22 protein-coding genes and 1 riboswitch are annotated in these 23,985 nt (G+C 44.2%); of the genes, 6 read left to right on the forward strand and 16 right to left on the reverse strand.

The features are described from left to right. The first annotated feature begins 108 nt into the window (after positions 1-108). Positions 109-663, forward strand: a complete 555-nt coding sequence (locus FTW16_RS19795) for a prepilin-type N-terminal cleavage/methylation domain-containing protein (RefSeq protein WP_146492230.1) — start codon at positions 109-111, stop codon at positions 661-663. An 86-nt stretch (positions 664-749) separates the two neighbouring features. Then, positions 750-1,706, forward strand: a complete 957-nt coding sequence (gene dusC, locus FTW16_RS19800; RefSeq protein WP_146492231.1) for a tRNA dihydrouridine(16) synthase DusC — start codon at positions 750-752, stop codon at positions 1,704-1,706. Between the two features lie 30 nt (positions 1,707-1,736). Here the strand turns inward: dusC and FTW16_RS19805 are convergent, their stop codons facing one another. The 4 genes from FTW16_RS19805 to yfbV form a co-directional block, all read right to left on the reverse strand. Next, positions 1,737-3,203: a GGDEF domain-containing protein gene (locus FTW16_RS19805; protein ID WP_146492232.1), complete on the reverse strand. Its 1,467-nt coding sequence runs from the start codon at positions 3,201-3,203 to the stop codon at positions 1,737-1,739. A 169-nt stretch (positions 3,204-3,372) separates the two neighbouring features. Beyond that, the gene (gene malZ / locus FTW16_RS19810) at positions 3,373-5,226 is read right to left on the reverse strand and encodes a maltodextrin glucosidase (protein ID WP_146492233.1); all 1,854 of its coding nucleotides are present in this window, start codon (positions 5,224-5,226) and stop codon (positions 3,373-3,375) included. A 190-nt stretch (positions 5,227-5,416) separates the two neighbouring features. After that, entirely contained in the window at positions 5,417-6,382 is a 966-nt protein-coding gene (locus tag FTW16_RS19815; RefSeq protein ID WP_146492234.1) for an ABC transporter substrate-binding protein, read from the reverse strand. A gap of 316 nt (positions 6,383-6,698) precedes the next feature. Next, positions 6,699-7,151 (reverse strand): terminus macrodomain insulation protein YfbV, encoded by a 453-nt coding sequence (yfbV, locus tag FTW16_RS19820; protein ID WP_146492235.1) that lies wholly within the window; start codon positions 7,149-7,151, stop codon positions 6,699-6,701. Between the two features lie 341 nt (positions 7,152-7,492). Between yfbV and FTW16_RS19825 the strand changes: the two genes are divergently transcribed. The 3 genes from FTW16_RS19825 to FTW16_RS19835 all read left to right on the forward strand — a co-directional run bounded on the left by FTW16_RS19825 (position 7,493) and on the right by FTW16_RS19835 (position 12,166). Beyond that, the gene (locus FTW16_RS19825; RefSeq protein WP_017107306.1) at positions 7,493-8,689 is read left to right on the forward strand and encodes an acetate kinase; all 1,197 of its coding nucleotides are present in this window, start codon (positions 7,493-7,495) and stop codon (positions 8,687-8,689) included. A 147-nt stretch (positions 8,690-8,836) separates the two neighbouring features. After that, positions 8,837-11,002: a phosphate acetyltransferase gene (gene pta / locus FTW16_RS19830; protein WP_060982298.1), complete on the forward strand. Its 2,166-nt coding sequence runs from the start codon at positions 8,837-8,839 to the stop codon at positions 11,000-11,002. Positions 11,003-11,182: 180 nt separating this feature from the next. After that, entirely contained in the window at positions 11,183-12,166 is a 984-nt protein-coding gene (locus FTW16_RS19835; protein ID WP_146492236.1) for a GGDEF domain-containing protein, read from the forward strand. Here the strand turns inward: FTW16_RS19835 and FTW16_RS19840 are convergent. From FTW16_RS19840 to moaA, 11 genes are all read right to left on the reverse strand, one after another. Then, entirely contained in the window at positions 12,158-13,105 is a 948-nt protein-coding gene (locus FTW16_RS19840; RefSeq protein ID WP_146492237.1) for a glutathione S-transferase family protein, read from the reverse strand. The genes FTW16_RS19835 and FTW16_RS19840 overlap by 9 nt on opposite strands. Positions 13,106-13,303: 198 nt before the next feature. Then, complete coding sequence (oppF, locus tag FTW16_RS19845) at positions 13,304-14,296, reverse strand: murein tripeptide/oligopeptide ABC transporter ATP binding protein OppF (RefSeq protein WP_017632507.1); 993 nt, start codon at positions 14,294-14,296, stop codon at positions 13,304-13,306. After that, a complete protein-coding gene (locus FTW16_RS19850; RefSeq protein WP_048659733.1) occupies positions 14,293-15,264 on the reverse strand; it encodes an ABC transporter ATP-binding protein in 972 nt (323 codons plus the stop codon). The genes oppF and FTW16_RS19850 overlap by 4 nt, the downstream gene beginning before the upstream one ends. Positions 15,265-15,306: 42 nt before the next feature. Beyond that, positions 15,307-16,209 (reverse strand): oligopeptide ABC transporter permease OppC, encoded by a 903-nt coding sequence (gene oppC / locus FTW16_RS19855; RefSeq protein WP_048662067.1) that lies wholly within the window; start codon positions 16,207-16,209, stop codon positions 15,307-15,309. A 12-nt stretch (positions 16,210-16,221) separates the two neighbouring features. Further along, the gene (gene oppB, locus FTW16_RS19860; RefSeq protein WP_017062174.1) at positions 16,222-17,142 is read right to left on the reverse strand and encodes an oligopeptide ABC transporter permease OppB; all 921 of its coding nucleotides are present in this window, start codon (positions 17,140-17,142) and stop codon (positions 16,222-16,224) included. Between the two features lie 114 nt (positions 17,143-17,256). Continuing rightward, positions 17,257-18,888, reverse strand: coding sequence for an ABC transporter substrate-binding protein (locus FTW16_RS19865; RefSeq protein WP_146492238.1), 1,632 nt, complete (start codon positions 18,886-18,888; stop codon positions 17,257-17,259). 652 nt (positions 18,889-19,540) lie between these two features. Then, positions 19,541-19,996, reverse strand: coding sequence for a molybdopterin synthase catalytic subunit MoaE (moaE, locus tag FTW16_RS19870; protein WP_146492239.1), 456 nt, complete (start codon positions 19,994-19,996; stop codon positions 19,541-19,543). Positions 19,997-19,998: 2 nt separating this feature from the next. Continuing rightward, complete coding sequence (gene moaD / locus FTW16_RS19875; RefSeq protein ID WP_017632501.1) at positions 19,999-20,244, reverse strand: molybdopterin synthase sulfur carrier subunit; 246 nt, start codon at positions 20,242-20,244, stop codon at positions 19,999-20,001. Continuing rightward, positions 20,241-20,720: a cyclic pyranopterin monophosphate synthase MoaC gene (moaC, locus tag FTW16_RS19880; protein ID WP_017093480.1), complete on the reverse strand. Its 480-nt coding sequence runs from the start codon at positions 20,718-20,720 to the stop codon at positions 20,241-20,243. Before moaC ends, moaD begins: the two co-directional genes overlap by 4 nt. A 12-nt stretch (positions 20,721-20,732) precedes the next feature. Continuing rightward, complete coding sequence (gene moaB, locus FTW16_RS19885; protein WP_004734027.1) at positions 20,733-21,245, reverse strand: molybdenum cofactor biosynthesis protein B; 513 nt, start codon at positions 21,243-21,245, stop codon at positions 20,733-20,735. 90 nt (positions 21,246-21,335) lie between these two features. Continuing rightward, positions 21,336-22,325: a GTP 3',8-cyclase MoaA gene (gene moaA, locus FTW16_RS19890; protein WP_146492240.1), complete on the reverse strand. Its 990-nt coding sequence runs from the start codon at positions 22,323-22,325 to the stop codon at positions 21,336-21,338. Then, positions 22,314-22,466, reverse strand: a riboswitch (molybdenum cofactor riboswitch). Its footprint overlaps the gene before it by 12 nt. 194 nt (positions 22,467-22,660) lie before the next feature. Between moaA and FTW16_RS19895 the strand changes: the two genes are divergently transcribed. Then, entirely contained in the window at positions 22,661-23,548 is an 888-nt protein-coding gene (locus tag FTW16_RS19895; RefSeq protein ID WP_146492241.1) for a YvcK family protein, read from the forward strand. 89 nt (positions 23,549-23,637) lie between these two features. Here the strand turns inward: FTW16_RS19895 and luxU are convergent, their stop codons facing one another. Beyond that, a complete protein-coding gene (gene luxU / locus FTW16_RS19900; protein WP_146492242.1) occupies positions 23,638-23,982 on the reverse strand; it encodes a quorum-sensing phosphorelay protein LuxU in 345 nt (114 codons plus the stop codon). Between the last annotated feature and the right edge of the window lie 3 nt (positions 23,983-23,985).

Below are 23,985 nucleotides of genomic sequence, written 5' to 3' on the forward strand. Positions count from 1 at the left end.
CATTGCTATTCAAATATCATCGACATTTTACTTATTTCGCTTTGATAATCAGAATATTGGGTGTAAAACGCCCACTGAAACATTCAGTTACATACAGGCGTATTCATCATGAAATCAAAGTCCCAAGGTTTTACATTACTCGAACTTATTGTGGTGGTCGTTATTTTGGGTGTATTAGCGATAACCGCTGCGCCTCGTTTTCTTGGTGTTCAGCGGGATGCTCATGAAGCATTGGCACAAGGTGCGTTTTCAGCATTTAGAAATAGTATCGATATGTATCACTCGCAATGGCTTGTCGATGGTGAGCCTACTTTTGATCAAGTGGTGAATTATGGTGAAGGTGATGTATATCCGTCAGCAACTGGGTTTCCAATCTCAGTTCTTGATACTCCGCCAGTTGAGACTCCACAAGTTAGCGGTGACCAATGTGTGGCACTTTGGAACTCTTTGATTGATTCTGATTTGGTCGCTCGTTCTCAATACGATACTGGCTTTATTTTGCCTTCTGATGAAGCCATTGTTAGTTGGTATACTGGAACACCCGAATGCTATTACTACTACACTCCAAGCTTTACAAGCTCTGAACGTTTACCCATTCTCTATTATTCACCAATTACCGGAGAAGTAAGAGTAACTCGAGAAATGGCGAACACCGCTCCTTAGTGACAATCTAACTAACACGCCGTACAATCACGCCTCGAATTTTTCGGTTCACTCAGTTTCCGGCCACTCATTTTAGGTAAAGCAACATGCGCGTAATACTTGGCCCTATGGAGGGCGTTCTAGACCATCTAATGCGTGAAATTCTCACAGAGATTAATGATTACGATCTCTGTGTAACAGAATTTGTGCGCGTCGTTGATCAACTTCTTCCTCCACATGTGTTCCACCGTATTTGCCCTGAGCTGCATCAAGGCTCTCAGACCATGGCAGGTGTACCAATCCACCTCCAGCTTCTAGGGCAACACCCAAACTGGATGGCCGAAAATGCCTTTCAAGCAGCCAATTTAGGTGCTAAAGGCATTGATCTTAATTTTGGTTGCCCAGCAAAGGCGGTCAACAAAAGTAATGGTGGAGCTTCACTGCTCAAAGAGCCAGAGCTTATCTATCAAGTGATCAAATCCTGCCGAGAAGCGGTACCCGCGCACATTCCTGTGTCCGCAAAGATTCGATTGGGTTGGGAGCATCCGGAAGAGTGCTTTGAAATTGTCGATGCCATCGAACAAGCTAAAGCTGACGAACTCACCGTGCACGCAAGAACCAAAGTTGGCGGCTATAAAGCCAGCGAAATTAAATGGGATTACATCAATCAAATAAGAAAGAAAACTTCTCTACCGCTGATTGCTAACGGGGAAATCTGGAACTATCAAGATGGTCAAGATTGCATAGAAGCTACAGGCGTCGATTCATTGATGGTCTGCCGTGGTGCTTTCAATATTCCAAACCTTGGTAACGTCGTTAAGCACAACCACCAGAAAATGCCGTGGGATAAAGTCATTGAACTTTTGCTGCGCTATTCAGAGTTTCAAATTAAAGGGGACAAAGGTATGTACTACCCCAATAGAGTGAAGCAGTGGTTTGTTTATTTAAGTAAAGGCTACCCTGAAGCGAACGAACTGTTTAAAGAAATTCGTACTTTCAAGAAAGCGCCACCGATTGTAGAGCGTCTTCAACGTTATCAAGAAGAACGCCGCCAACCTGTTTAAGATGAGGCGCTTAACGATTCAACAGTGTGGCTAAAATTCGAGACGGTCTTTACCCGCCGTCTTAGCCACGTACAGCTTTTCATCAGCGTACTTAAATATCTCATCGAAATTAAGTTTACTCTGCTTTGTTTCCACAATGCAGACGCCTCCAGAAATCGTAAAGCCATTTGGGACGATATCTGATGATTTATTGCAAACTGCAGCTTTCACGCGCTGTAACGTTCTAATCATCGTATCACGGTCATCACCTTTCAGGTAAACAACGAACTCTTCTCCGCCAAACCGTGCTGCAACATCACTGCTTCGTACACTGTTACTTATCTGACGTGACATATAACGAATCACATCATCACCCTTGTCGTGGCCGTAGGTGTCGTTAATTAACTTAAAATCATCGATATCAAATACAGTTAAGGCAAACAGTTGATCGTGCTCTACATTACGCCAGAATGCTTCTAACCCGCGGCGATTCAATAAACCTGTCATAGGGTCTTTGGCTGCGAGATCTTTGAAGTAACCACGTTCTATATTGGAATTGACGTAAAAGAAAATGGTTACAGAGAATAGATACACTATGATGGCAACAATAAGGCTGTCTTTCTCGTAGAGAAAAAAGTGCTCCACTTCTTTGGCAAAATCCAATTCGTAATACATGGCATGATGGGATGCGACACCTTCTAGGTTAATCTCATGGTAGAAAGCCGCACTATCAATCGGCGCAGAGCGAGTAGTATCGATAATATCTATCCGACCAGCCAGATGCCCATTAGAATTCTCAAGCAACCTGCCAGCATTAATATCTACCGACAGCATCCCTTGGTGAACCCCTTTATGGAATACAGGGATGGTCATACTGATCATGCGGTCAAGGGAATCAAAGCGATAACCAGGGCCAGAGAGCGTGAGCTGGTCAGGGTTGTTGGCAGTTTTCTGCCAGTAAGGACGACTCTTTATAGTCGAGAGCAGCTCTTTACTGAGTCCTTTGGCAAAATCTTCCGGCGAAGAGATCACATAGCCACTCGTATCAATAAAGTGCACGCCGTCGTGGTATTCATCAAGCTGAGATAAAAATGAAAGAATAGGAGCTAGAGCTATCTTTTCTGAGGCGCTCTTGTAGCTATCACTGGTTTCGGAACAAAGGGATTCTTGGCCGACCAGCATATAGTCGATATCGACAGAAGGAATGTCTGAAGTTTTACCGTCCGCGAGGAGTAGCACATCAATAGGCCAGATTTGGCAAAGCCCATCCACAACTTGTTTGTTGTGATCGAGAAAGAGAGGGTTTCCGGATTTATAGTAGTTGGAGAAGCTGTAATCTAGAGCAGTCACCACTTTTGTGGTTCTTTTGAACACCTCTTCGATACGATGGAACTCGCTGTCGATGTCTTTTTTAACCAAATCAAAATGGTTCTTTCCGATTAAGCCAAGCAGCATCGTCGCGATCACCGCGGGAAACCCGAAGATAAAGGTAAGGCTAAAGTGCCTATTTACTTTCATATAATTTGCTCTTAGCGCTCAGCTATTTTCATTTACCCCATTAATATTATTACATTAATTGTCATTTCCCACGAGGTAAAAGAGTGTAAATTGATATGAATCGATCTTTCCCATTCACTCAAAACTTTAAAAAACTAGCCCAGACTAAGCAGGACTAGTCTTGAGTGATTTAATCCAGTTTATTGACGACGTCAAAAATCATCGACTGCATCGCTGGAATAACAATATCTGCGGTACCGTTACAGATCAAAACACGCTCTATTCGACCAAGCAAAGCGACCAGCTCACCTCGCTCTTGCCCAAGCATCCACACAGGCAAAGACAACAGCTTTTCATCTTGGGATAAGTTCAGCACAACCAGTGTCTTTTCGCCCTTAAGACAGCGCGTAAACACTAAAGTCTCAGTATCACAATATAACTCTAAGTAGGAGCCACTTTGTAAGCTGTGACGTTCTGTTCTTAGTTTTATCAACGCTTGATGGAATGGAAACCAAGCCGAAGAGTGTTCCTTTCCCCAAGGGAAGCATCTTCGGTTATCCGGGTCTTGCCCGCCTTCCACTCCCACTTCTGTCCCGTAGTATAGACACGGGGTTCCGACATAGGTAAACAGTAAAGTCAGCGCCAACTTTTGTTTAGCCTGGTCGCCACCCAGTAGCGTCAGTAGTCGAGCCGTATCATGACTGTCCAGTTGATTTAACTGTGATAGCTGATTCAGCCATGGAACCTTCGCCCTCGCTTCAGCTAACCAATCAGAGAAATCTAACATATCAATTTCAATCGACTCGTACGCGATGTCTTGCTTAGCCAATAGCGCACGTACTGGGTGAGCAAAACCATAATAGTTCATCGATCCGTCTTCTTGTGCCCCCTGTAACCACGATGTAGCCTCGAAGAAGTGCTCTCCTAATATGTAGGCTTCCGAATTCTCTGCTTTTGCTGAATTTCGAAATGCTTCCACATAATGCGCATTGTTATAAGCGCCCTCACCCTCGCCTAACATGTGAATCACATCGAAGCGCCACCCATCGACATTATAAGGTGCTTTCAACCAGTGCTTTATCACAGAGTCTTGTGACTGGTATATGTAATCTCGCACGGAAGCGTTGGAAAAGTTTAAGACAGGAAGAGAACTAATCCCTTTCCAACCGACATATTGTTGAGGGTTGTCAGGGGCGAAAAAATAGTAGTCGTGAAATGCCGAGCCTGGGTGGTCATAGGCACCCGATCCTGTCACTTTCAGCTTATCGAACCAAGGGTGCTCGACAGAGGTGTGATTAAACACAGCATCCAGAACGATTCTCATATCACGTTTGTGGATGTCATTTGAAAGTGCAGCGAACTCGTCATTGGTTCCGAAATGCGAGTCGATGTTGTAGTAATCCGTCGTATCATATTTATGATTACTAGGGGACTGAAAAATTGGATTGAGATACAGAGCGGTGATACCTAGGTCTTGTAGATAATCTAACTTGCTATGAATGCCTGCGAGATCGCCACCGAAGAACTCCGCAGCACCCGTTCCATTATGTCCTTCAACAGAGTCACCCCACTCTTTCACCACGACATCTAAGGTGTTTTCTTTTAAGCGATATTCCCCAGCTTTAACACTGATACTCGGGTTACCGTTACAAAAACGTTCTGGGAAGATTTGGTAGAAGACCTGCTCCGACACCCATGATGGTGGTCGGTGATGGGCATTAAACTTGAAATGAAACTCACGGCTAGGAACGCGACTATGTATACCCCTAGCATCAAGCCAGTGCTGTCCGTTTGAGTCGACTAACTTGAATACATAATGAGTAATGTCTCTGTCTGAATTAACTGGAAAAGAGACTTGCCACACCGTCAAGCGACCTTCAGTACCGACTTTGATCATATCAAGCAGATACTCTTCGTTATCCGGCTCATGCCTCAAGAGAACTCTATTCCAGTCATCACGTTCAGACATTATTGTTACGGTTAATACGCCATCTTTTTCATGGAAGTAATCAGAAGTTTGGGCATGAAAGATAAATGGTTTCATAGCGTTTCTCGAGCAATGTTCAATTTGCTTAAGATATGAAAAATTTCATTGACCACAATGAGAAAAATAACATCCGTTAAAGTAGATCACGTTTTGTAGATCCACTTTGTTTTCAGTAAGTCGATATCTCTCAAAATGAACAAATGAATTGCTCGTTTTTTATAGGGAGATCTAATTTAGAATTGTTATATCAACGACTAACTATCGCACGATCGATCACAGACTGAGGTACAGTCACGCCAAGCTTACGAGCAGCATCTAGGTTCACCACCAGCTGAGAACTCTGCGCAGTTTTGACACTCAACTTCCCTGGCTTCTGTCCGTTAAGAATTGCAGCCACATAATCCGCAGTTTGAATCCCAACATCATAATAATCTAGGCCTAAACCAGCAATCGCCCCCTTGCCCACATAAGACGTCGCTCCTGCAACCACAGGTGTGCCAGCTTGGTTTGCAGCGTCTATCAGCCCCTCCATACCGCTAGCAACCGTATTGTCGGTCAACGCATAGATAACATCAGATTTCTTCGCGACAGATTCGGCTTTTGCTTCTACATCATCGATAGTCAGCACTTTTTCAGTATGAAGTGTATACCCGAAGTCTCGGGTCGCCTTTCTCAATAACCCAACTAACGCAACGGCATTCGCTTCGGCAGGGTTATAAACGACACCGATTGAACTAGCCTCAGGAAGAAGCTCTTTGATCAAAGATACATGTTGGACGATTGGCGAGAGATCAGAAAGACCCGTGACATTTCGGCCCGGCTTATCTAACTGTTTGACAAGCCTTGCACCGACGGGGTCAGTTACTGCGGTAAACACAATTGGTATCGAGCGAGTTGCTGAAACCAAAGCTTGAGAAGTCGGTGTTGCGATACCAACGAGTACATGTGGGTTTTCACTGACCAACTCTCTGGCAATCTTTGCTGCCTGAGCCGGGTTGCCATCAGCCATTTCATAGGAAAATTCTAAGTTCTTACCGGGTTCAAAGCCTTTAGCTCTTAATCCTTCAAGAAGCCCTAAGCGCGTTGCATTCAAATCTGGATGATCGACAACTTGTGAAACCGATACCTTGGCAATATTTGCTGCCACGCTACTAGCCCACATCAACAGACAACCACTCAACGCAGCCGTTAATACTCTTCTTACAGAACCCATAATACTCCCTTCATCAAGCGCTCGTTGTTATTGCTCGATCTAGAGAGAACACAACATTAAATTCACTATTGATATTATTACCAGTAAGTTTTGATGACTTGAAGTGATATTTAACAAAAACACAACAAAGCTCGAATTATACGTCAAAAGGCTGGTTGGGTTGAATCCGTAGGTAAGAAATGAAGTGAATAACAAGAGGCAAATGAAACGAACAGCAAAGAGTAAGATAAACAAAAAGTGTGATGGGAACGAATCTGAGAACATGCCATCAACTAAATATAGCTGTTCTCAGACGATAGGGCGCCGTGAGGTTTTCTTAGAACCAACGTTCCATTGAAGATTTGTCTAACTGACGGAATGCGCGATTCAAGATAATCGCCAATTCCTTATAACGAGGGCGCGACTTCATCGGTTCTAACGCAAAACCCGTTTCAGTGATCTTTTCATGCAATTCACGGTACCAAGTTACTAGCGCCGGCGGAAGTTGTGTATTTGAGCGATTGCCCAACCACCACATGCCTTGAAGCGGCAAGCTGATTGCAAACAAAGCCATAACCACAGCCTGTGGCATCGCTTGGTAATTATTAAAGACCATTTGTGTAAGAACACTAATAGCGGCAATCGCAGGCATCACTTTCACGCCAAAACGCGTCGCTTTAATAATGCGCTGTTCTGGGAAGATCGCGTTTAACTCTTTTCGGACGGGCCAGAGATCCATGTACTTTTGGCCATCTTTTAAACTACTAGCTAAACCAACTCTATTGCTCATATGAGTCTCCCATTAAAAAAAAGTTGAAACCATCAACTAAAAACACAAAAATTTGACGAAAAATAATATTCTTTCAAATTTTTTTGTTATATTTGCACAATATCGCTATTATTTGCAGACCTCAATCTCATTGTTGCCCTTATTTACAATTTAAGCAACTTTGGGAAGACTTCTGCAAGGAATGCACAAGCCTCTTTTTGATAAAGAGCGCTTTCACTTTATACGGAAATTAACGTTTTTTTGACCAAGGTTAGTACGCAAGCCTATGTGCTTCGACTATTCTTGAGATTAATTTTCATCCTTAACTGATTTCGATCAGAAAAATAAACAGGTAGTCATTAATGTCTAAGCTAGTTTTAGTTTTAAACTGTGGTAGTTCTTCTCTTAAATTCGCTGTTGTTGATGCAGAAACAGGTGCAGAGCACCTAACTGGTCTTGCTGAGTGTCTAGGTCTTCCAGAAGCTCGTATGAAGTGGAAACTTGATGGCAAGCATGAAGCACAACTAGGCGCGGGCGCAGCTCACGTAGAAGCACTATCTTTCATGGTAGAAACTATTCTTGCTTCTAAGCCTGAGCTTAAAGCTAACCTTGGCGCTATCGGTCACCGTATCGTACACGGTGGCGAGCAGTTCACTTCTTCTGCACTTATCACTGATGAAGTTCTTAAGGGTATTCAAGATGCTGCGACTTTCGCACCTCTTCACAACCCAGCTCACCTTATCGGTATCGAAGCAGCTCAACAGAACTTCCCTGGTCTACAAAACGTTGCTGTATTTGACACTGCGTTCCACCAAACTATGCCTTCTGAGTCTTACCTATACGCTCTACCGTACAACCTGTACAAAGAGCACGGCATCCGTCGTTACGGCATGCACGGTACTTCTCACCTATTCATCACTCGTGAAGTTGCAGGCCTACTAAACAAGCCAGTTGAAGAAGTTAACATCATCAACTGTCACCTAGGTAACGGCGCTTCTGTATGTGCTATCAAGAACGGTCAATCTGTAGATACTTCTATGGGTCTTACTCCTCTTGAAGGTCTAGTAATGGGTACTCGTTGTGGTGACCTAGATCCTGCGATCATCTTCCACCTACACGACGCTCTTGGTTACTCTGTTGAAGAAATCAACAACATGCTAACTAAAGAGTCTGGCCTAGCGGGTCTAACTGAAGTGACTTCTGACTGTCGTTTCGTTGAAGACAACTACGGTGAGAAAGAAGAAGCAACTCGTGCAATGGACGTGTTCTGTCACCGTCTAGCTAAGTACGTTGCTGGCTACACTGCAACTCTAGAAGGTCGTCTAGACGCAATCACTTTCACTGGCGGCATCGGCGAGAACTCTGGCCCAATCCGTGAAATGGTTCTTAACCGCCTAGGCATCTTCGGCATCGAAGTTGACGGTGAAGCTAACCTTAAAGCTCGTTTCGGCGGCGAAGGTACTATCACTACAGCTAACAGCCGTATCCCTGCAATGGTTATCTCTACTAACGAAGAGCTAGTAATTGCTGAAGACACTGCGAAACTAGCAGGTCTTTAATTGATTTTCCTGACTAGCTTCACTAGAAGCTAGTCAGTTTTTCATATTAAGAAAATGGGGCTCAACTTCTATTCCTACCCCAATTTAAATATCGGTGGGAATAGCAGTTGAGCTTTTTTTATTTCCAATAGTCAAAGGTGTTCGTCAATGTCACGTACTATTATGCTTATCCCTACAAGCGCTGGTGTTGGTCTTACTAGTGTTAGCATGGGTGTTCTTCGCGCTATGGAGCGTAAAGGCGTAAGTGTTTCTTTCTATAAGCCAATCGCTCAACCTCGTAGCGGTGGTAACCAACCAGATCTAACGTCTACTATCATCAGCGCAAACAGCGACATTAAGATTGGTGAGCCAATCGCAATGACTAAAGCTGAAGCTTTGATCGGTAGCGAGAAAATGGACGTACTTCTTGAGTCTGTTGTTGAGCAATACAACAAAATCAACAAAGACGCAGAAGTAACGCTAATCGAAGGCTTAGTACCTACTCGTAAGCACCCATTTGCAAACCAAGTAAATGCGGAAATCGCAAAAACACTTGGTGCGGAGATCGTATTCGTTGCGACTCCTGGTACTGACAACCCTACGCAACTTAAAGAGCGTATCGAAGTAGCATGTTCTAACTTCGGCGGTACTAAGAACAAGAATATCAAAGGTGTAATCATCAACAAGCTTAACGCTCCTGTTGATGAAGCTGGTCGTACTCGCCCTGACCTATCTGAAATCTTTGACGATGCAGACACAGCTCAGCAAGCGAACCTTGAAGTAATGCAAATCTTCAACTCAAGTCCTATCCGTGTTCTTGGTTGTGTGCCATGGAGCATCGACCTAATCGCAACTCGTGCGATTGATATGGCTAAGCACCTTAATGCTGAAATCGTTAACGAAGGTGAGATTGCTACTCGTCGTATAAAGAGCATCACTTTCTGTGCACGTTCCCTACCGCACATGATTGAGCACTTCAAACCAGGTTCACTGCTAGTAACTTCTGCAGACCGTCCTGACGTTATCGTTGCTGCGGCTCTTGCTGCGAAAAACGGTGTTGAGATTGGCGCAATCCTACTTACTGGCGGTTACGACATTCCAGAAAGCATTGCTAACCTTTGTGCACCAGCATTCGCTTCAGGTCTACCGATCTTCAAGGCTCAAGGTAACACTTGGCAGACGTCTCTTAACCTACAGAGCTTCAACCTAGAAGTTCCTGCAGACGATAAAGAGCGTATCGAGTTCGTTAACGATCACGTTGCAAGCCACATTGACGGTCCTTGGATTGATTCTCTATCTGAAGGTACTCAAGGTATCCGTCGTCTAAGCCCACCAGCATTCCGTTACCAGCTAACTGAATTTGCTCGTAAAGCAGCTAAGCGCATCGTACTTCCTGAAGGTGATGAGCCACGTACAGTTAAAGCTGCGGCTATCTGTGCTGAGCGCGGTATCGCAACGTGTGTACTTCTAGGTAACCCAGAAGAAATCCGTCGTGTTGCTGCACAGCAAGGTGTTGAGCTTGGTGCTGGCGTTGAGATCATCGACTCTGCATCAGTTCGCGAAAACTACGTAGCTCGTCTAGTAGAACTTCGTGGCGCTAAAGGTATGACTGAAGTTGTAGCTCGTGAGAAGCTAGAAGATTCTGTATTCCTCGGTACTATGATGCTTGAAGCTGGCGAAGTTGACGGCCTAGTTTCTGGTGCTGTTCACACTACGGCGAACACTATCGTTCCTCCGTTCCAGATCATCAAGACTGCTCCTGATGCTTCTATCGTATCTTCAATCTTCTTCATGCTTCTGCCTGATCAAGTTCTTGTATACGGTGACTGTGCGATCAACCCAGATCCAACAGCTGAACAGCTTGCTGAAATCGCTATCCAATCTGCAGATTCTGCTGCGGCATTCGGTATCGACCCACGCGTTGCTATGATCTCTTACTCTACAGGTGAATCTGGTAAGGGTGCAGACGTAGATAAAGTACGTGAAGCAACGAAGCTTGCTCAAGAGAAACGTCCTGATCTAGTGATCGACGGTCCTCTACAGTACGATGCTGCTATCATGGAAAACGTTGCTGCTTCTAAAGCACCAAACTCTCCAGTAGCTGGTAAAGCGACTGTATTCGTATTCCCAGACCTAAACACGGGTAACACGACTTACAAAGCTGTACAGCGTTCAGCAGATCTAGTATCTATCGGTCCAATGCTTCAAGGTATGCGCAAGCCAGTAAATGACTTGTCTCGTGGCGCTCTAGTAGACGACATCGTTTACACAGTAGCTCTAACGGCTATCCAAGCAGACCAAGCCGCTCAAGCTGAAGAAAAAGTAATTAACTAATTGCTGTTTCTACTATGCAAAACCCTCGCCACTCGCGAGGGTTTTTTATTTGTACTTATCTATTTTTTCAAATTAGACCTATACCACTTAACTAATATCATCTACTAAAAATACGTATATTAGAGATTTCTTTAAATTTAGTTGCTAGTATTTAGCGACTAATGACTCATCATGTAAATTATGCTGCCATCTATCAGTGCCCAAAAAAATCAAGTTCTTACCGTTGCGTGCGTGACACTCGGTGTTATCTCTCTTGGCTTAGCAGGCCTTAATTACCTTTATATAGGTGCGCATACTTTCGCAGCTATTGAATTGATTTTCTCACTGTTCTGCTTTTATGTACTTGTTGAAAGTAAGAAAAATATAATTAGAAGTTGGCACTACCCAAGCATCGCTGCATTTTTTACATTTATCATCATGTATGGATTGACCGTTACAAAGGTGTCCTCTGCTCTTATTTTGTGGACATTCTGTTTACCACTTTTGTATCACCTTTTTTTCAATCGCTATGTTGGCTCCCTTTTAACCTTGGCAGTTCTGGTTACATGCTTAACTGTCGTGAATCAAAACCACGTCCAAACAAATCCTTTTGCGTTTCTTAATTTTTCTCTGCCTTATATAACGGTATGGATCATTTCATTTGCTTATGAAGAAGTAAGAGAACGGGTTCAACATAACCTCCAAACTCTAGCACTCACGGACTCCCTAACCGAGGCCAAAAATCGGCTGTGCCTATTACACGACGCGAGCCATGAGTTAGCCCACCTACATAACCTCTATTTGTTCCATTTCGACTTAGATCACTTTAAAAAAATAAACGATAGTTACGGACATAGTTGTGGAGATACGGTTCTCAAGTCTACATGTGAGGTGATTCAAGAAACAGCAGGCTCGGATAAACTGTATCGTGTTGGTGGTGAGGAGTTTTGTATTGTATTTGAAGCATCAGATGCAGACAGTGCTTTTCACTTCAGTGAGATGATTCGTAAATCTATTGAAAAGAACATAATTTACGACAACGAACACTCACTAAACGTGACGATTAGTGGAGGGTTAGTTCCTTTATCTCTTTCTGAACATAGCGTTGATACAGCGCTTCAACAAACTGATAAAGCACTATATCAAGCGAAATCAAATGGAAGAAATCAAGTGATATTAGCTTAACTCATCACGTCTATGCGGGGAATCTAAATCCAAGTTAGGCCCAACAGGGACAACTTGAGTTGGATTAATACCTGCGTGGCTGTAATAGTAGTGACGCTTAATATGATAAAAGTCGGTCGTTTCTTTGATGCCTTCGATCTGATACAGCTCTTTTAGGTAGCCCTGGATATTTTCATAGTCCGCAATTCGCTGCTTGTTACACTTGAAGTGACCCACATACACTGCATCGAATCGGACCAAAGTGGTAAACAACCGCCAATCCGCCTCTGTAATCTCATTACCTGCCAGATAACGGTGCTCGCTAAGATGGGCATTCACTTTGTCTAACGCTTCAAATAACGCGTCATACGCTTCTTCATAAGCCTCTTGTGTTGTCGCAAAGCCGGTACGATAAACGCCGTTATTGATGTTCGGATAGATGTAGTCGTTCCATTCGTCAATCTTGCTCGCCAATTCCCATGGGTAGTAATCATCGGTGTTACCTGTTAACTCATTAAATTCTGAATTGAACATGCGGATGATTTCAGACGACTCATTGCTCACGATGGTGTTGGTTTTCTTATCCCATAAAACAGGAACCGTGACTCGACCTGAATAGTCCGGTTTGGCTTGGGTGTAGATTTGGTGCATGCGAGTGTGACCGAACAGAGGCTCAGGCAAACCCATTTGCCACCCTTCACTCATCATATCAGGGCAAACTACTGTCACATCGATGTGATCGGTTAGGTCTTTCAGTTCACGGAAGATCAGCGTGCGATGCGCCCACGGACAAGCTAACGATACGTATAGGTGGTAACGACCACTTTCTGGCTCAAATTGCGCTCCGGCTTTATTTTCAACCCAGTTGCGAAAGCCCGCATCCTCACGAACGAACTTACCACCGCTTTCTTTGGTGTCGTACCACACATCGTGCCAAACACCTTCAACTAACTTGCCCATATCCAAACCTCTGTGATGCTAACTTTTCTCTAGTATAAAAAAAGCCAACTTTTTCAAAACTAGAAGAAGTTGGCTTAGTTGTTCGAATATTTTGATGAAGCTTGTTGAGCGAACCAATAAGCCTAAGACAAAAAAAGCGCGACTCTAATAACTAGTCGCGCTTAAGCCTGTCACAGGCTGAACCGTTTTAAATAGGCTCTAGACTTGTACGTGCAAGCAAGATACTGCGTGAACGTCATCGCCTTGAATCGTTGGCTTAGTTTGCGCACACGCCTCTGTTGCTTGTGGGCAACGAGTACGGAACACACAACCTGATGGCGGGTTGATTGGTGACGGTAGATCACCTTCCAGCATCTGAATGGTTTTGCTGCGCTCTAAGCGTGGGTCTGGAATTGGAACTGCAGACATCAACGCTTTGGTGTATGGGTGCTTAGGATCAGAGAACAATGCATCTGATTCGCCAAGTTCTACCGCGTTGCCCAAGTACATCACCAACACGCGGTCAGAAATGTGTTTAACAACCGACAAATCGTGTGCGATGAATACCAAAGACAAACCTAACTCTTTTTGTAATTCCTTCAAAAGGTTAACTACTTGAGCTTGGATAGATACATCCAATGCCGAAACAGGTTCATCACAGATGATCATCTTAGGTTTTAAGATAAGAGCACGTGCGATACCGATACGCTGACACTGACCACCAGAGAACTCGTGTGGGTAACGGTTGATTACGTTTGGTAGTAGACCAACCTTTGCCATCATCTCTTTAACTCGGTCCTTCACTTCCTGTTTAGAAAGTTCTGGGTAAAAAGTCTCTAAAGGCTCGGCAATGATGTCACCAACAGACATACGCGGGTTAAGCGATGCCAGTGGGTCTTGGAAGATCATCTGAATCTCTTTACGAGTTTCACGACGCTGCACTTCCTGCATTTTAGTTAGGTCTTGGCCTAACCACATGACTTCGCCGTCTGTCGCTTCAACCAAACCAATGATTGCACGAGCAAATGTCGATTTACCACAACCAGACTCACCTACTACACCCAGCGTTTCTCCTTCGTAAAGGTGAATATCAACGCCATCAACAGCTTTCAGGTTTGACGGTTTTGCCCAAGGCCACGCTGATTTAGCTGCGATGCTAAAGTGAACTTTCAGGTCTTTAATATCTAATAATAACTGCTTATCTACACTCATTTTGTCCAAGTCTCCCAGTCAGAAAAACAAGCACGCTGACGGTCATTACCAAATGGCGTCAAAATAGGTGCTTCTTGCTTACAACGGTCCATTACACGGTGACAACGGTCTTGGTAAGGACAGCCTGTTGGCAGGCGAAGTAAGTTTGGTGGATTACCTGGAATAGTCGGTAGAATTTCACCTTCTGTATCCAAACGAGGAATCGCTTTCAGCAGGCCTTCAGCGTATGGGTGGCTTGGCTCGTAGAAGATTTCATCAACCGTGCCGTACTCCATTGTACGACCAGCGTACATCACAAGTACCTTGTCACATGAACCTGCAACCACACCCAAATCGTGGGTGATCATGATGATTGCCGTGTTGAACTCATCTTTCAATTCGTTCAGCAATTCCATAATTTGCGCTTGAATAGTTACATCCAAAGCGGTTGTTGGTTCATCAGCAATAAGCAATTTAGGACGACACAATAGTGCCATTGCGATCATCACACGCTGACGCATACCGCCAGAAAATTCGTGTGGGTACATGGTGATACGCTTGCGTGCTTCAGGGATTTTAACCGCTTCAAGCATGCGTACTGATTCTTCAAACGCCTCTGCTTTACCCATGCCTTTGTGCAGCATAAGTACTTCCATCAACTGATCACTTACTTTCATGTAAGGGTTCAGTGATGTCATCGGATCTTGGAAGATCATCGCGATCTGTTCAGCTCGAACTTTGTTGAGCTCTTTCTCTGGAAGGTTAAGAATCTCTTTACCTTCAAACTTCGCGCTACCCGAGATGATACCGTTCTTAGCTAGCAGACCCATGATAGAGAATACAGTTTGTGATTTACCTGAACCTGACTCACCCACGATACCCAGCGTTTCGCCTTGATTGAGTGAGAAGTTCAGATCGTTTACTGCGGTTACGATACCATCTTGCGTGGTAAATTCGACGCGCAGATCTTTGACATCTAATAAGCTCATTATTGCTTCCTTAATCTTTTATAGCTTTTAATTGCTATTTCTTTATCTGTCTTTTGGATCAAGCGCGTCGCGCAGACCATCACCTACGTAGTTAAAGCAGAACAGCGTAACTACCATGAATGCCGCAGGGAACGTCAATTGCCAGATAGCAACTTCCATTGTTTGCGAACCTTCTTGAAGCAATGCGCCCCAGCTTGTCATAGGCTCTTGAACACCAAGACCAAGGAAAGATAAGAATGATTCTGTAAGGATCATGCTTGGAATAAGCAGCGTAGAGTAAACCGCTACGATACCCAGTACGTTTGGTACGATGTGACGTGTAATGATCTTCCATTTGCTCACACCACATACGTGTGCTGCTTCAATGAACTCTTTACTACGTAAGCTCAGCGTTTGACCACGTACAATACGCGCCATATCGAGCCAAGCAATCGCACCAATAGCAACGAAGATAAGGATGATGTTACGACCAAAGAATGTTACTAGAACGATAACTAGGAACATGAATGGAACCGCGTACAAGATCTCTAGGATACGCATCATCACTCGGTCAGTACGACCACCGATGAAGCCAGAAGCTGCACCGTAAAGCGTACCAATAAGTACCGCTACGAATGCCCCCATCACACCAACCATTAGTGAGATACGGCCACCGATAAGCGTACGAACGTACAAGTCACGGCCTAAACTATCAGTACCAAACCAATGATCCGCGTTTGGACCCACGTGCATTGCGTACCAGTCAGTATCATCATAAGTGTACTGAGCTAGCATCGGTAAGAAGATAACTGCCAGTACCATAATAGTAAGGATGAACAGGCTGACCATCGCAGCTTTGTTACGCATGAAACGAATGCGTGCATCCTGCCACAAACTACGACCTTCAATCTCTAAACTCTCAGAGAACTTTTCGATCGCTTCTAAATTTTCTTTTTTCTTCAACATAACCAGTCCCTGTTAGTAGCGAATTTTCGGGTCAATCAGCGCTAGCAAAATATCAACAATTGCGTTGAACAAGATGAATAGGAAACCAATCAAGATGGTTACACCCATTACTAGCGAGTAGTCACGGTTAAACGCGGCGTTAACAAACAGCTTACCGATACCTGGTAGGCCGAAGATGGTTTCAACAACAACTGAACCTGTGATGATACCTACGAACGCAGGGCCCATGTAAGAAACAACAGGCAGCATTGCCGGCTTAAGTGCATGTTTTAGAATGATGTAACGGTAGCTTAAGCCTTTTGCACGTGCAGTTCGGATAAAGTTACTGTTCAATGTTTCAATCATGCTACCGCGAGTAATACGAGCGAAGGTTGCTACGTAAAGAAGAGACATCGCGATAACAGGTAGCACGATGTACATGAATGTACCGCCATGCCAGCCACCTGCTGGAAATATGTTCCAGTGCAGGGAGAAAAGGTAAATAAGCGCTGGTGCCAACACGAAGGATGGCATCACCACCCCGAGCATGGCGGTCGACATTATGGTGTAGTCGACCCAGGTATTGTGCTTCAAGGCCGCAATCGTCCCGACGGTGACCCCCATCAATAGTGTGAAAATAAAGGCAACGAAACCTACCTTCGCAGATACTGGAAGTGCAACCGCGATCAGCTCATTTACTGTGTAATCTTGGTATTTAAACGAGGGACCGAAGTCACCTTGTAAGATATTTGTCAAATACGTGGTGTATTGTTCAAATACTGGTTTATCTAAGCCGTATTTAGCTTCGATGTTAGCCATGACTTCTGGCGGTAATGGACGTTCGCTTGAAAACGGGTTACCCGGTGCGAAACGCATGAGAAAGAAAGATATAGTGATCAACACCAACATGGTTGGAATCGCTTCAAATATCCTTTTCATAATGAATTTAAGCATAAACTCACTCTTTCAGTCTGTGACAATTAAAATTAGAAAGACGCTACATGCGCGCCCTGCGCATGTAGTGTCTGTATCGTTATAGTTATATTAACTTTTTAGAATCGAAGCTTATTATTGAGCTTTGATGTATAGGTCTTTCGAGAAGATCTTGTCTTCCGCGTTGTTGATTGGGAAACCACCAACATGCGGGTTAAGTAGACGAGATTTAACGTATTGGTAGATAGGAGCGATTGGCATGTCGTTTGCCATTAGCGCCTCAGCTTCTAAGTAAAGTGCTTTACGCTCTTCTTCTGAAGTTGAGTTAAGTGCTTTATCGATGATTTGGTCGTAAGCCGCGCTGTCGTAGTGAACACCACCGGTAGTGTTGTTACTCTTCATTAGCGTTAGGAACGAAGACGCTTCGTTGTAGTCACCACACCAACCAGCACGTGCTACTTCGAAGTCACCAGAATCTTTAGAAGATAGGTACGTTTTCCACTCTTGGTTCTCAAGTGTTACAGAAAGACCCAGTGTTTTCTTCCACATAGAACCTAGCGCTACAGCAATCTTCTTGTGGTTCTCTGAAGTGTTGTAAAGTAGGTTGAATTTAAGTGGGTTGTCTTTACCGTAGCCCGCTTCTTCAAGAAGACGTTCCGCTTCAGCGTTACGCTCTTTCTGAGACATCTTGCCGTAAGCAGGTAGCTCAGGATCGAAGCCAGCTGTGATTTCAGGCGTTAGGAAATACGCAGGTTTTTGACCTTGCGCTAGGATCGCACCTGTTACGATATCACGGTCGATTGCGTAAGAGATTGCTTGACGAACTCGAACATCATCAAATGGTGCTTTCTTCGTGTTGAAGATGTAGTAGTAAGTACATAGGTTACCCGCTACAGATACATCTTCCGCGTATTCTTTTTGAAGGCGCTTGAAGTGCTCAGTTGGAAGTTCGTTTGTGAAGTCGATTTCACCAGATAGGAAGCGGTTCATTTCCGCTACTTGGTTTTCGATTGGCAAGAAGGTTACTTTGTTTAGAACCGTCTTATCGTTGTTCCAGTATTGGTCGTTACGTTTTAGAACTAAACGCTCATTAACAACCCATTTATCAACAGAGAATGCTCCGTTGCCAACAAAGTTTTCAGGCTTAGTCCACTGATCGCCGTATTTTTCAACAGTCGCTTGGTGTACTGGCTTCATTGTTGTGTGGCCCATCATCATTACGAAGTATGGTACCGCTGTTTCTAATTCAACAACAAGAGTGTTTGCATCTACAGCTTTAACGCCTAGCTCGCTCTTGTCTTTCTTGCCCGCTACGATGTCCTTCGCATTCGCCATCTTGGTATATTCCATGTACCAAGCGTATGGAGAAGCCGTTGCAGGATCCACTGCACGTTGCCAGCTGTATACGAAATCTTCAGCTGTTACAGGATCGCCGTTAGACCATTTTGCATCTTTACGTAGGTGGAAAGTGAATGTTTTGTTGTCTGTCGTTTCCCAGCTTTCAGCAACACCAGGGATAGTATTACCGTCGCCGTCTTGGTTCACTAGACCTTCTAGAAGATCACGAATTACGTGAGATTCTGGTACACCTTGAGATTTGTGTGGGTCGATAGTCGCAACTTCAGTACCGTTACCGCGAACAAGTTCTTGAACTTTTGCTAGTTCTGTACCTGCTGGAACTTCAGCAGCGATAGAAAGAGTAGACGTGGCAGCCACTGCCAAACCAGCACCTAGAAGAAGGGCCTGAGTGATTTTATTCTTGTACATTTAATAAACTCCAAGTTTTCCGTATTGCATCCATGACTTCTTTGCTAGGTTCACTGAACGGCAGTGATTTAGATTTATTTAGCTCAAAATTTAAGCATAAAAATCTAAAACCTTACAAAGATTGAGGCACACACTATCAACCATTGAAGTAATTTGCCATAAACAAGTCGCAAAAAATCGGATAATTCTCCGAATTACTTAAGGTAATAGTGTAAATCTCTAATAAAAACCTAATGAATAGTGAGTTACACATAAGGATTAATTAAAAAACAGCCTTTAGTGTTGATGTATCTGTATTGATACTTTTTTTTAGCATCTTATGCTAGAACACCGCCAGCAAATTAACATTAATGCCACATGAAATCTAATTGCACATCACATATCCCCTAAATAGACTCCACTATTTGTGAGGGTTATCACTTTATACAAAACAGCATAATGCACTGCACCAAAACGGAAAATTCGATGCACTAATTCAGACAAAACTGATGGTTGAATTTATATGCAACAGCAGTGATTAACAATTTATTGAGGCGCTGGATGTTTATAAATTAATTGGTGGCGGGTACAAAAAAACCGACCTAAGTGGTCGGCTTTTGACTGTCTCATATATAAATGAGTAAATGTTGAAGCAACATCACTTTAAGAGAAATTACTTCTCCCAGCGCTCTGCTGCTTTTGCATCTGAATCGCGAGAATCGACCCAACGAGTCGCCTCGGTGGTACGTTCTTTTTTCCAAAACGGCGCTTTGGTTTTCAGGAAGTCCATAACAAACTCACAAGCTTCAAAGGCAGCACCTCGGTGCGCACTTGATACACCAACGTAAACAATCTGGTCACCGATATCTAAGTCACCAACTCGGTGAATCACTCGCATCTTCTGGATAGGCCAGCGCGCTTCAGCTTGATCACAAATCTCGCTCAACGACTTTTCTGTCATACCCGGGTAGTGCTCAAGAGACAAACCAATCACGTTATCGCCGAGGTTCATGTCGCGAACTTTACCTACGAACGTCACAATCGCTCCGGCAGCTGTACCTTGAGCCAAGTAGCCGTATTCGTCGCCTACAGAGAAATCCTCTGCTGTCACTAATACTCTTGGATCCATGCTTAGCCTCCAGTGACAGGTGGGAAGAAAGCCACTTCGTCGCCGTCTTTCACTTCAGTCGTCAAAGGTACGATTGATTGGTTAAGCGCAGCTAGAAGCTTGCCCTCTTCCAAAGCGATATCCCATTTGCCTTCTTGTGCTACAAGGTGGCTGCGAATCGCTTCAATCGTCTTGAACTGTGCATCAACTTCAACGCTGTCCACACCAACAAGTTCACGAGTTTGAGCAAAGAAAAGAACTGTAATCATGATTCCACCTTAAAGTGACCAGATTTACCACCCGTCTTCTCTAACAGGCGTACATTCTCGATAACAATGTCTTTCTGAACAGCTTTACACATATCGTAAATCGTTAACGCAGCAACAGAAGCAGCCGTTAGCGCTTCCATTTCTACGCCAGTCTTACCAGCAAGCTTACAAACAGATTCGATGCGAACCTTGTTTTCAGACTCGATAGCTTCAAGCTGCACTTCTACTTTGGTTAATAGTAGAGGGTGACACAGTGGAATCAGATCCCACGTCTTTTTAGCCGCTTGAATACCAGCAATACGTGCCGTTGCGAAAACATCACCTTTATGGTGGCTACCAGAAACAATCAGCTCTAGTGTTTCAGCAGACATTTTTACGAAAGCTTCCGCTCTCGCTTCACGTACTGTCTCAGCTTTAGCCGATACATCGACCATGTTTGCTTCACCAGACGCGTTAATGTGTGTAAATTGGCTCATGCTCAAACCGCCTTATACAGAAAGATGTGGCATGAAGTTGCAAGGACGGTGGCTAGCATCCATCTGTTGCTTGATGATCTTAGTCCAACCCGTGCGGCAAGCACCTGTAGAGCCTGGCATCGCAAAGATTACTGTGTGGTTAGCAAAGCCCGCAATCGCACGAGATTGAATGGTCGATGTACCGATCTCTTCGTAAGATACTTGACGGAATAGCTCACCAAAGCCTTCTACTTCTTTGTCGAATAGTGGCTTAAGCGCTTCAGGCGTGCTGTCACGAGAAGTGAAGCCCGTACCGCCAGTGATCATGATCGCTTGTACACTTTCATCAGCGATCCACTTAGATACGATCGCACGGATCTTGTACATGTCGTCGATAACGATTTGCTTATCAACAACGTTGTGACCCGCTTCTTTAGCATGTTCAGCTAGGTAACCACCTGACGTGTCATTTTCTTCTGTACGCGTATCTGAAACCGTTAGTACTGCGATGTTTGCTGCTTGGAATTTGCTTTCTGCGTGACCCATTTGTTCACCTATATAAATTTTTCAATTATTAGACTGATTCGCCCAGCCTAATGAAGCTGAGCGATAAAATGCTTTAGAGTGTATAGCGGGTTAACCGCCGATTGACGCCAAGTTTGGAGTCATGCCGCTGTTGCCATCATGTAAGAAGTGGCTAACAGACTTGGTTTGAAGCTGAGCCTGAATTCGATCAATGAGATCTTGCTCTTGTTGATCTTCTTGAATCAGATCTCTCAGTTCAACACCGTGGTCGCCAAACAGACATAGGTGAAGTTTACCTGTCGCAGACACGCGCAGGCGGTTACAACTCTCACAAAAGTCTTTCTCGTAAGGCATGATCAAACCAATTTCACCCTTGTAGTCTGGGTGGACAAACACTTGTGCAGGGCCATCATTAGCGGCTTTGACTTTTAGTAGCCAACCGTTAGCAATAAGCTGATTGCGAATCGCAACGCCCGATACATGGTGTTTATCAAACAACTCGTCCATCTCGCCGGTTTTCATCAGCTCGATAAAACGTAATTGAATAGGTTTGTCTTTGATCCAATTAAGGAAGGCTGGTAATTCCTGACTGTTGAGGTCTTTCATCAATACAACGTTGACTTTGACTTGTTCATAGCCAACCTCAAACGCTTTATCAATACCTCGCATAACCTCGGTAAACTTATTCTCACCAGTGATCTGATGGAACATACGTGAATCTAAGCTATCCACGCTGACGTTTATATGGGTTAAACCAGCATCACGCCACTGCCCTACTTGTTTCTCCATGCGATAGCCGTTCGTTGTCGTGGCTACTTTTTCGATGCCTGGAGTAGAAGCAACGGTATGTATGATTTCAGGAAAGTCTTTACGCAGACTCGGCTCTCCGCCTGTAATGCGGATCTTTGAGGTACCACAATCTGCAAACGCTTTTACAACGCGTTTGATCTCTGGAACACTTAAAAAAGACGAGTTTTTTTGCCCTGACGGTTTATAACCATCCGGCAAGCAGTAAGTACATTTAAAGTTACAGACGTCTGTAACCGACAAGCGCAAGTAATAAAACTTGCGATGGAATCTATCTTCGAATTGTTGCGCCACGGAACACCTTTCCAAACACGGGAGGCATAATCATTTCCAATTAAGCCCTTGTGACAACATGTCACTGGCTCTTGATGCGTATCGGTACAGCAAATACCACTGTGCGACTTAGCATGCGAGAGCTCGGAGTTATGGCAACCGCACGTTATATTCACACGTGCAGTAGCTGAGTAATAAAATACTTAATATTTGTACGTGAATCTAGCTCTGATGGTAAAAAACGGGTCACATCGGCAAAAAAAACGTATCAAACGCTCAAAATAACTCTTGTTGAGTATATAGCGAGAAGCATTTAACCTAAATTATAGTTGGTAATAATCTAACAAGAACAAAAAATGAATATTTACTCTTCAAAGAAAGTCGTAGCAATCGGTGGAGGCCATGGCTTAGGTCGTATGCTTGCTGCATTAAAAGACTTTGGTAACAACGCAACCGGCATTGTTGCAACAACGGATAATGGCGGTTCAACCGGACGAATTCGAGACTGCCAAGGTGGTATCGCTTGGGGAGATACACGCAACTGTATCAACCAATTGATCACTGAACCTTCAATCAGTTCGATGATGTTTGAATACCGCTTTCGCGGCCAAGGCGAACTCGATGGTCATAACCTAGGTAACCTGATGCTCACTGCGTTAGACAACCTCTCGGTTCGTCCATTGGAAGCAATTAACCTAATTCGAAATATGCTTAAGGTCGACGTTAATATCGTGCCGATGACCGAGCACCCTTCAGACCTGACCGCTCTTTCAATGGACGGCCGTTGGGTCACTGGAGAGACCAACGTTGATGACATGACAGAAAAGCTGCGCATGATGGACTTATCGCCGGAGGTGCCCGCAACTAGAGAAGCAGTAACAGCCGTTGAACAAGCAGACTGTATCGTTCTTGGGCCTGGAAGCTTTCTAACCAGTGTTATGCCTCCGCTCTTATTACCAGAGATCGGCAAAGCAATTGCTGAAAACAGGAACGCCAAGGTTATTTTCGTGGAAAACCTTTCGCCAGAACATGGTCCAGCAGGCAAGATGACACTTCAGGAACAATTGGAATGGTGCGAACGGACCTGTAAGGCAAGAAAGATAGACATTGTGTTAGGCAATGTGCCACACCCTGAACTTGAAGGGTTATGGAATTGCGTGACCACTGATCTTGCCTCACCGAATCGAGATTGGCGACACGACCGCGTAAAACTCCAACAAGCGATTAGGGAGCAGTTGGTTTAACTTGATTAGCTGAATCTGATTTCCACCCCCCAACAAACACAAAAAGGAGCCTCATGCTCCTTTTTTAATATATGTAATACCCTACCGCTTTAGATATCTGCCATCAACTGCTGGTATTCTTGGTAGGTGGATAACAGCAGTTTCTGCATATCTTGAAAGTCAACCTCAGTGACAGGCAGCGCTTGCTTCACTTTCGTATCCAAGCAAATCGCAAAACTACACAAAGAGTCCGCGCCAAAACTCGCGGCGCTGCTCTTAAGTGCATGACTGATATCAGCCAAGTACTTAGAAGTATCCGACTCCTTATTTATCTCTAGGTGTTCGTAGTAGCCTTTCAACTCACCTAAAAAGATCTCCAGTAAAACAGGAACATTCTCTTGCCCTATTTCGCCGGCAAGCTCATCAACTTTTTGCTGATTTAATACTTTCGTCATTAT

This window comes from Vibrio sp. T20, assembly GCF_007858795.1.
In the GTDB taxonomy this organism is placed as follows: domain Bacteria; phylum Pseudomonadota; class Gammaproteobacteria; order Enterobacterales; family Vibrionaceae; genus Vibrio; species Vibrio satsumensis.

Excerpts from the sequence above, each read along its gene's own strand:
- FTW16_RS19795 (WP_146492230.1), top strand. The coding sequence starts at position 109 with ATGAAATCAAAGTCCCAAGGTTTTACATTACTCGAACTTATTGTGGTG.
- FTW16_RS19895 (WP_146492241.1), top strand. The coding sequence starts at position 22,661 with ATGAATATTTACTCTTCAAAGAAAGTCGTAGCAATCGGTGGAGGCCAT.
- pta (WP_060982298.1), top strand. The coding sequence starts at position 8,837 with ATGTCACGTACTATTATGCTTATCCCTACAAGCGCTGGTGTTGGTCTT.
- oppF (WP_017632507.1), bottom strand. The coding sequence starts at position 14,296 with ATGAGTGTAGATAAGCAGTTATTATTAGATATTAAAGACCTGAAAGTT.
- moaE (WP_146492239.1), bottom strand. The coding sequence starts at position 19,996 with ATGGATCCAAGAGTATTAGTGACAGCAGAGGATTTCTCTGTAGGCGAC.
- dusC (WP_146492231.1), top strand. The coding sequence starts at position 750 with ATGCGCGTAATACTTGGCCCTATGGAGGGCGTTCTAGACCATCTAATG.
- yfbV (WP_146492235.1), bottom strand. The coding sequence starts at position 7,151 with ATGAGCAATAGAGTTGGTTTAGCTAGTAGTTTAAAAGATGGCCAAAAG.
- luxU (WP_146492242.1), bottom strand. The coding sequence starts at position 23,982 with ATGACGAAAGTATTAAATCAGCAAAAAGTTGATGAGCTTGCCGGCGAA.
- FTW16_RS19815 (WP_146492234.1), bottom strand. The coding sequence starts at position 6,382 with ATGGGTTCTGTAAGAAGAGTATTAACGGCTGCGTTGAGTGGTTGTCTG.
- oppC (WP_048662067.1), bottom strand. The coding sequence starts at position 16,209 with ATGTTGAAGAAAAAAGAAAATTTAGAAGCGATCGAAAAGTTCTCTGAG.
- FTW16_RS19850 (WP_048659733.1), bottom strand. The coding sequence starts at position 15,264 with ATGAGCTTATTAGATGTCAAAGATCTGCGCGTCGAATTTACCACGCAA.
- moaD (WP_017632501.1), bottom strand. The coding sequence starts at position 20,244 with ATGATTACAGTTCTTTTCTTTGCTCAAACTCGTGAACTTGTTGGTGTG.
- FTW16_RS19825 (WP_017107306.1), top strand. The coding sequence starts at position 7,493 with ATGTCTAAGCTAGTTTTAGTTTTAAACTGTGGTAGTTCTTCTCTTAAA.
- malZ (WP_146492233.1), bottom strand. The coding sequence starts at position 5,226 with ATGAAACCATTTATCTTTCATGCCCAAACTTCTGATTACTTCCATGAA.
- FTW16_RS19865 (WP_146492238.1), bottom strand. The coding sequence starts at position 18,888 with ATGTACAAGAATAAAATCACTCAGGCCCTTCTTCTAGGTGCTGGTTTG.
- FTW16_RS19835 (WP_146492236.1), top strand. The coding sequence starts at position 11,183 with ATGCTGCCATCTATCAGTGCCCAAAAAAATCAAGTTCTTACCGTTGCG.
- FTW16_RS19840 (WP_146492237.1), bottom strand. The coding sequence starts at position 13,105 with ATGGGCAAGTTAGTTGAAGGTGTTTGGCACGATGTGTGGTACGACACC.
- FTW16_RS19805 (WP_146492232.1), bottom strand. The coding sequence starts at position 3,203 with ATGAAAGTAAATAGGCACTTTAGCCTTACCTTTATCTTCGGGTTTCCC.
- oppB (WP_017062174.1), bottom strand. The coding sequence starts at position 17,142 with ATGCTTAAATTCATTATGAAAAGGATATTTGAAGCGATTCCAACCATG.
- moaC (WP_017093480.1), bottom strand. The coding sequence starts at position 20,720 with ATGAGCCAATTTACACACATTAACGCGTCTGGTGAAGCAAACATGGTC.
- moaB (WP_004734027.1), bottom strand. The coding sequence starts at position 21,245 with ATGGGTCACGCAGAAAGCAAATTCCAAGCAGCAAACATCGCAGTACTA.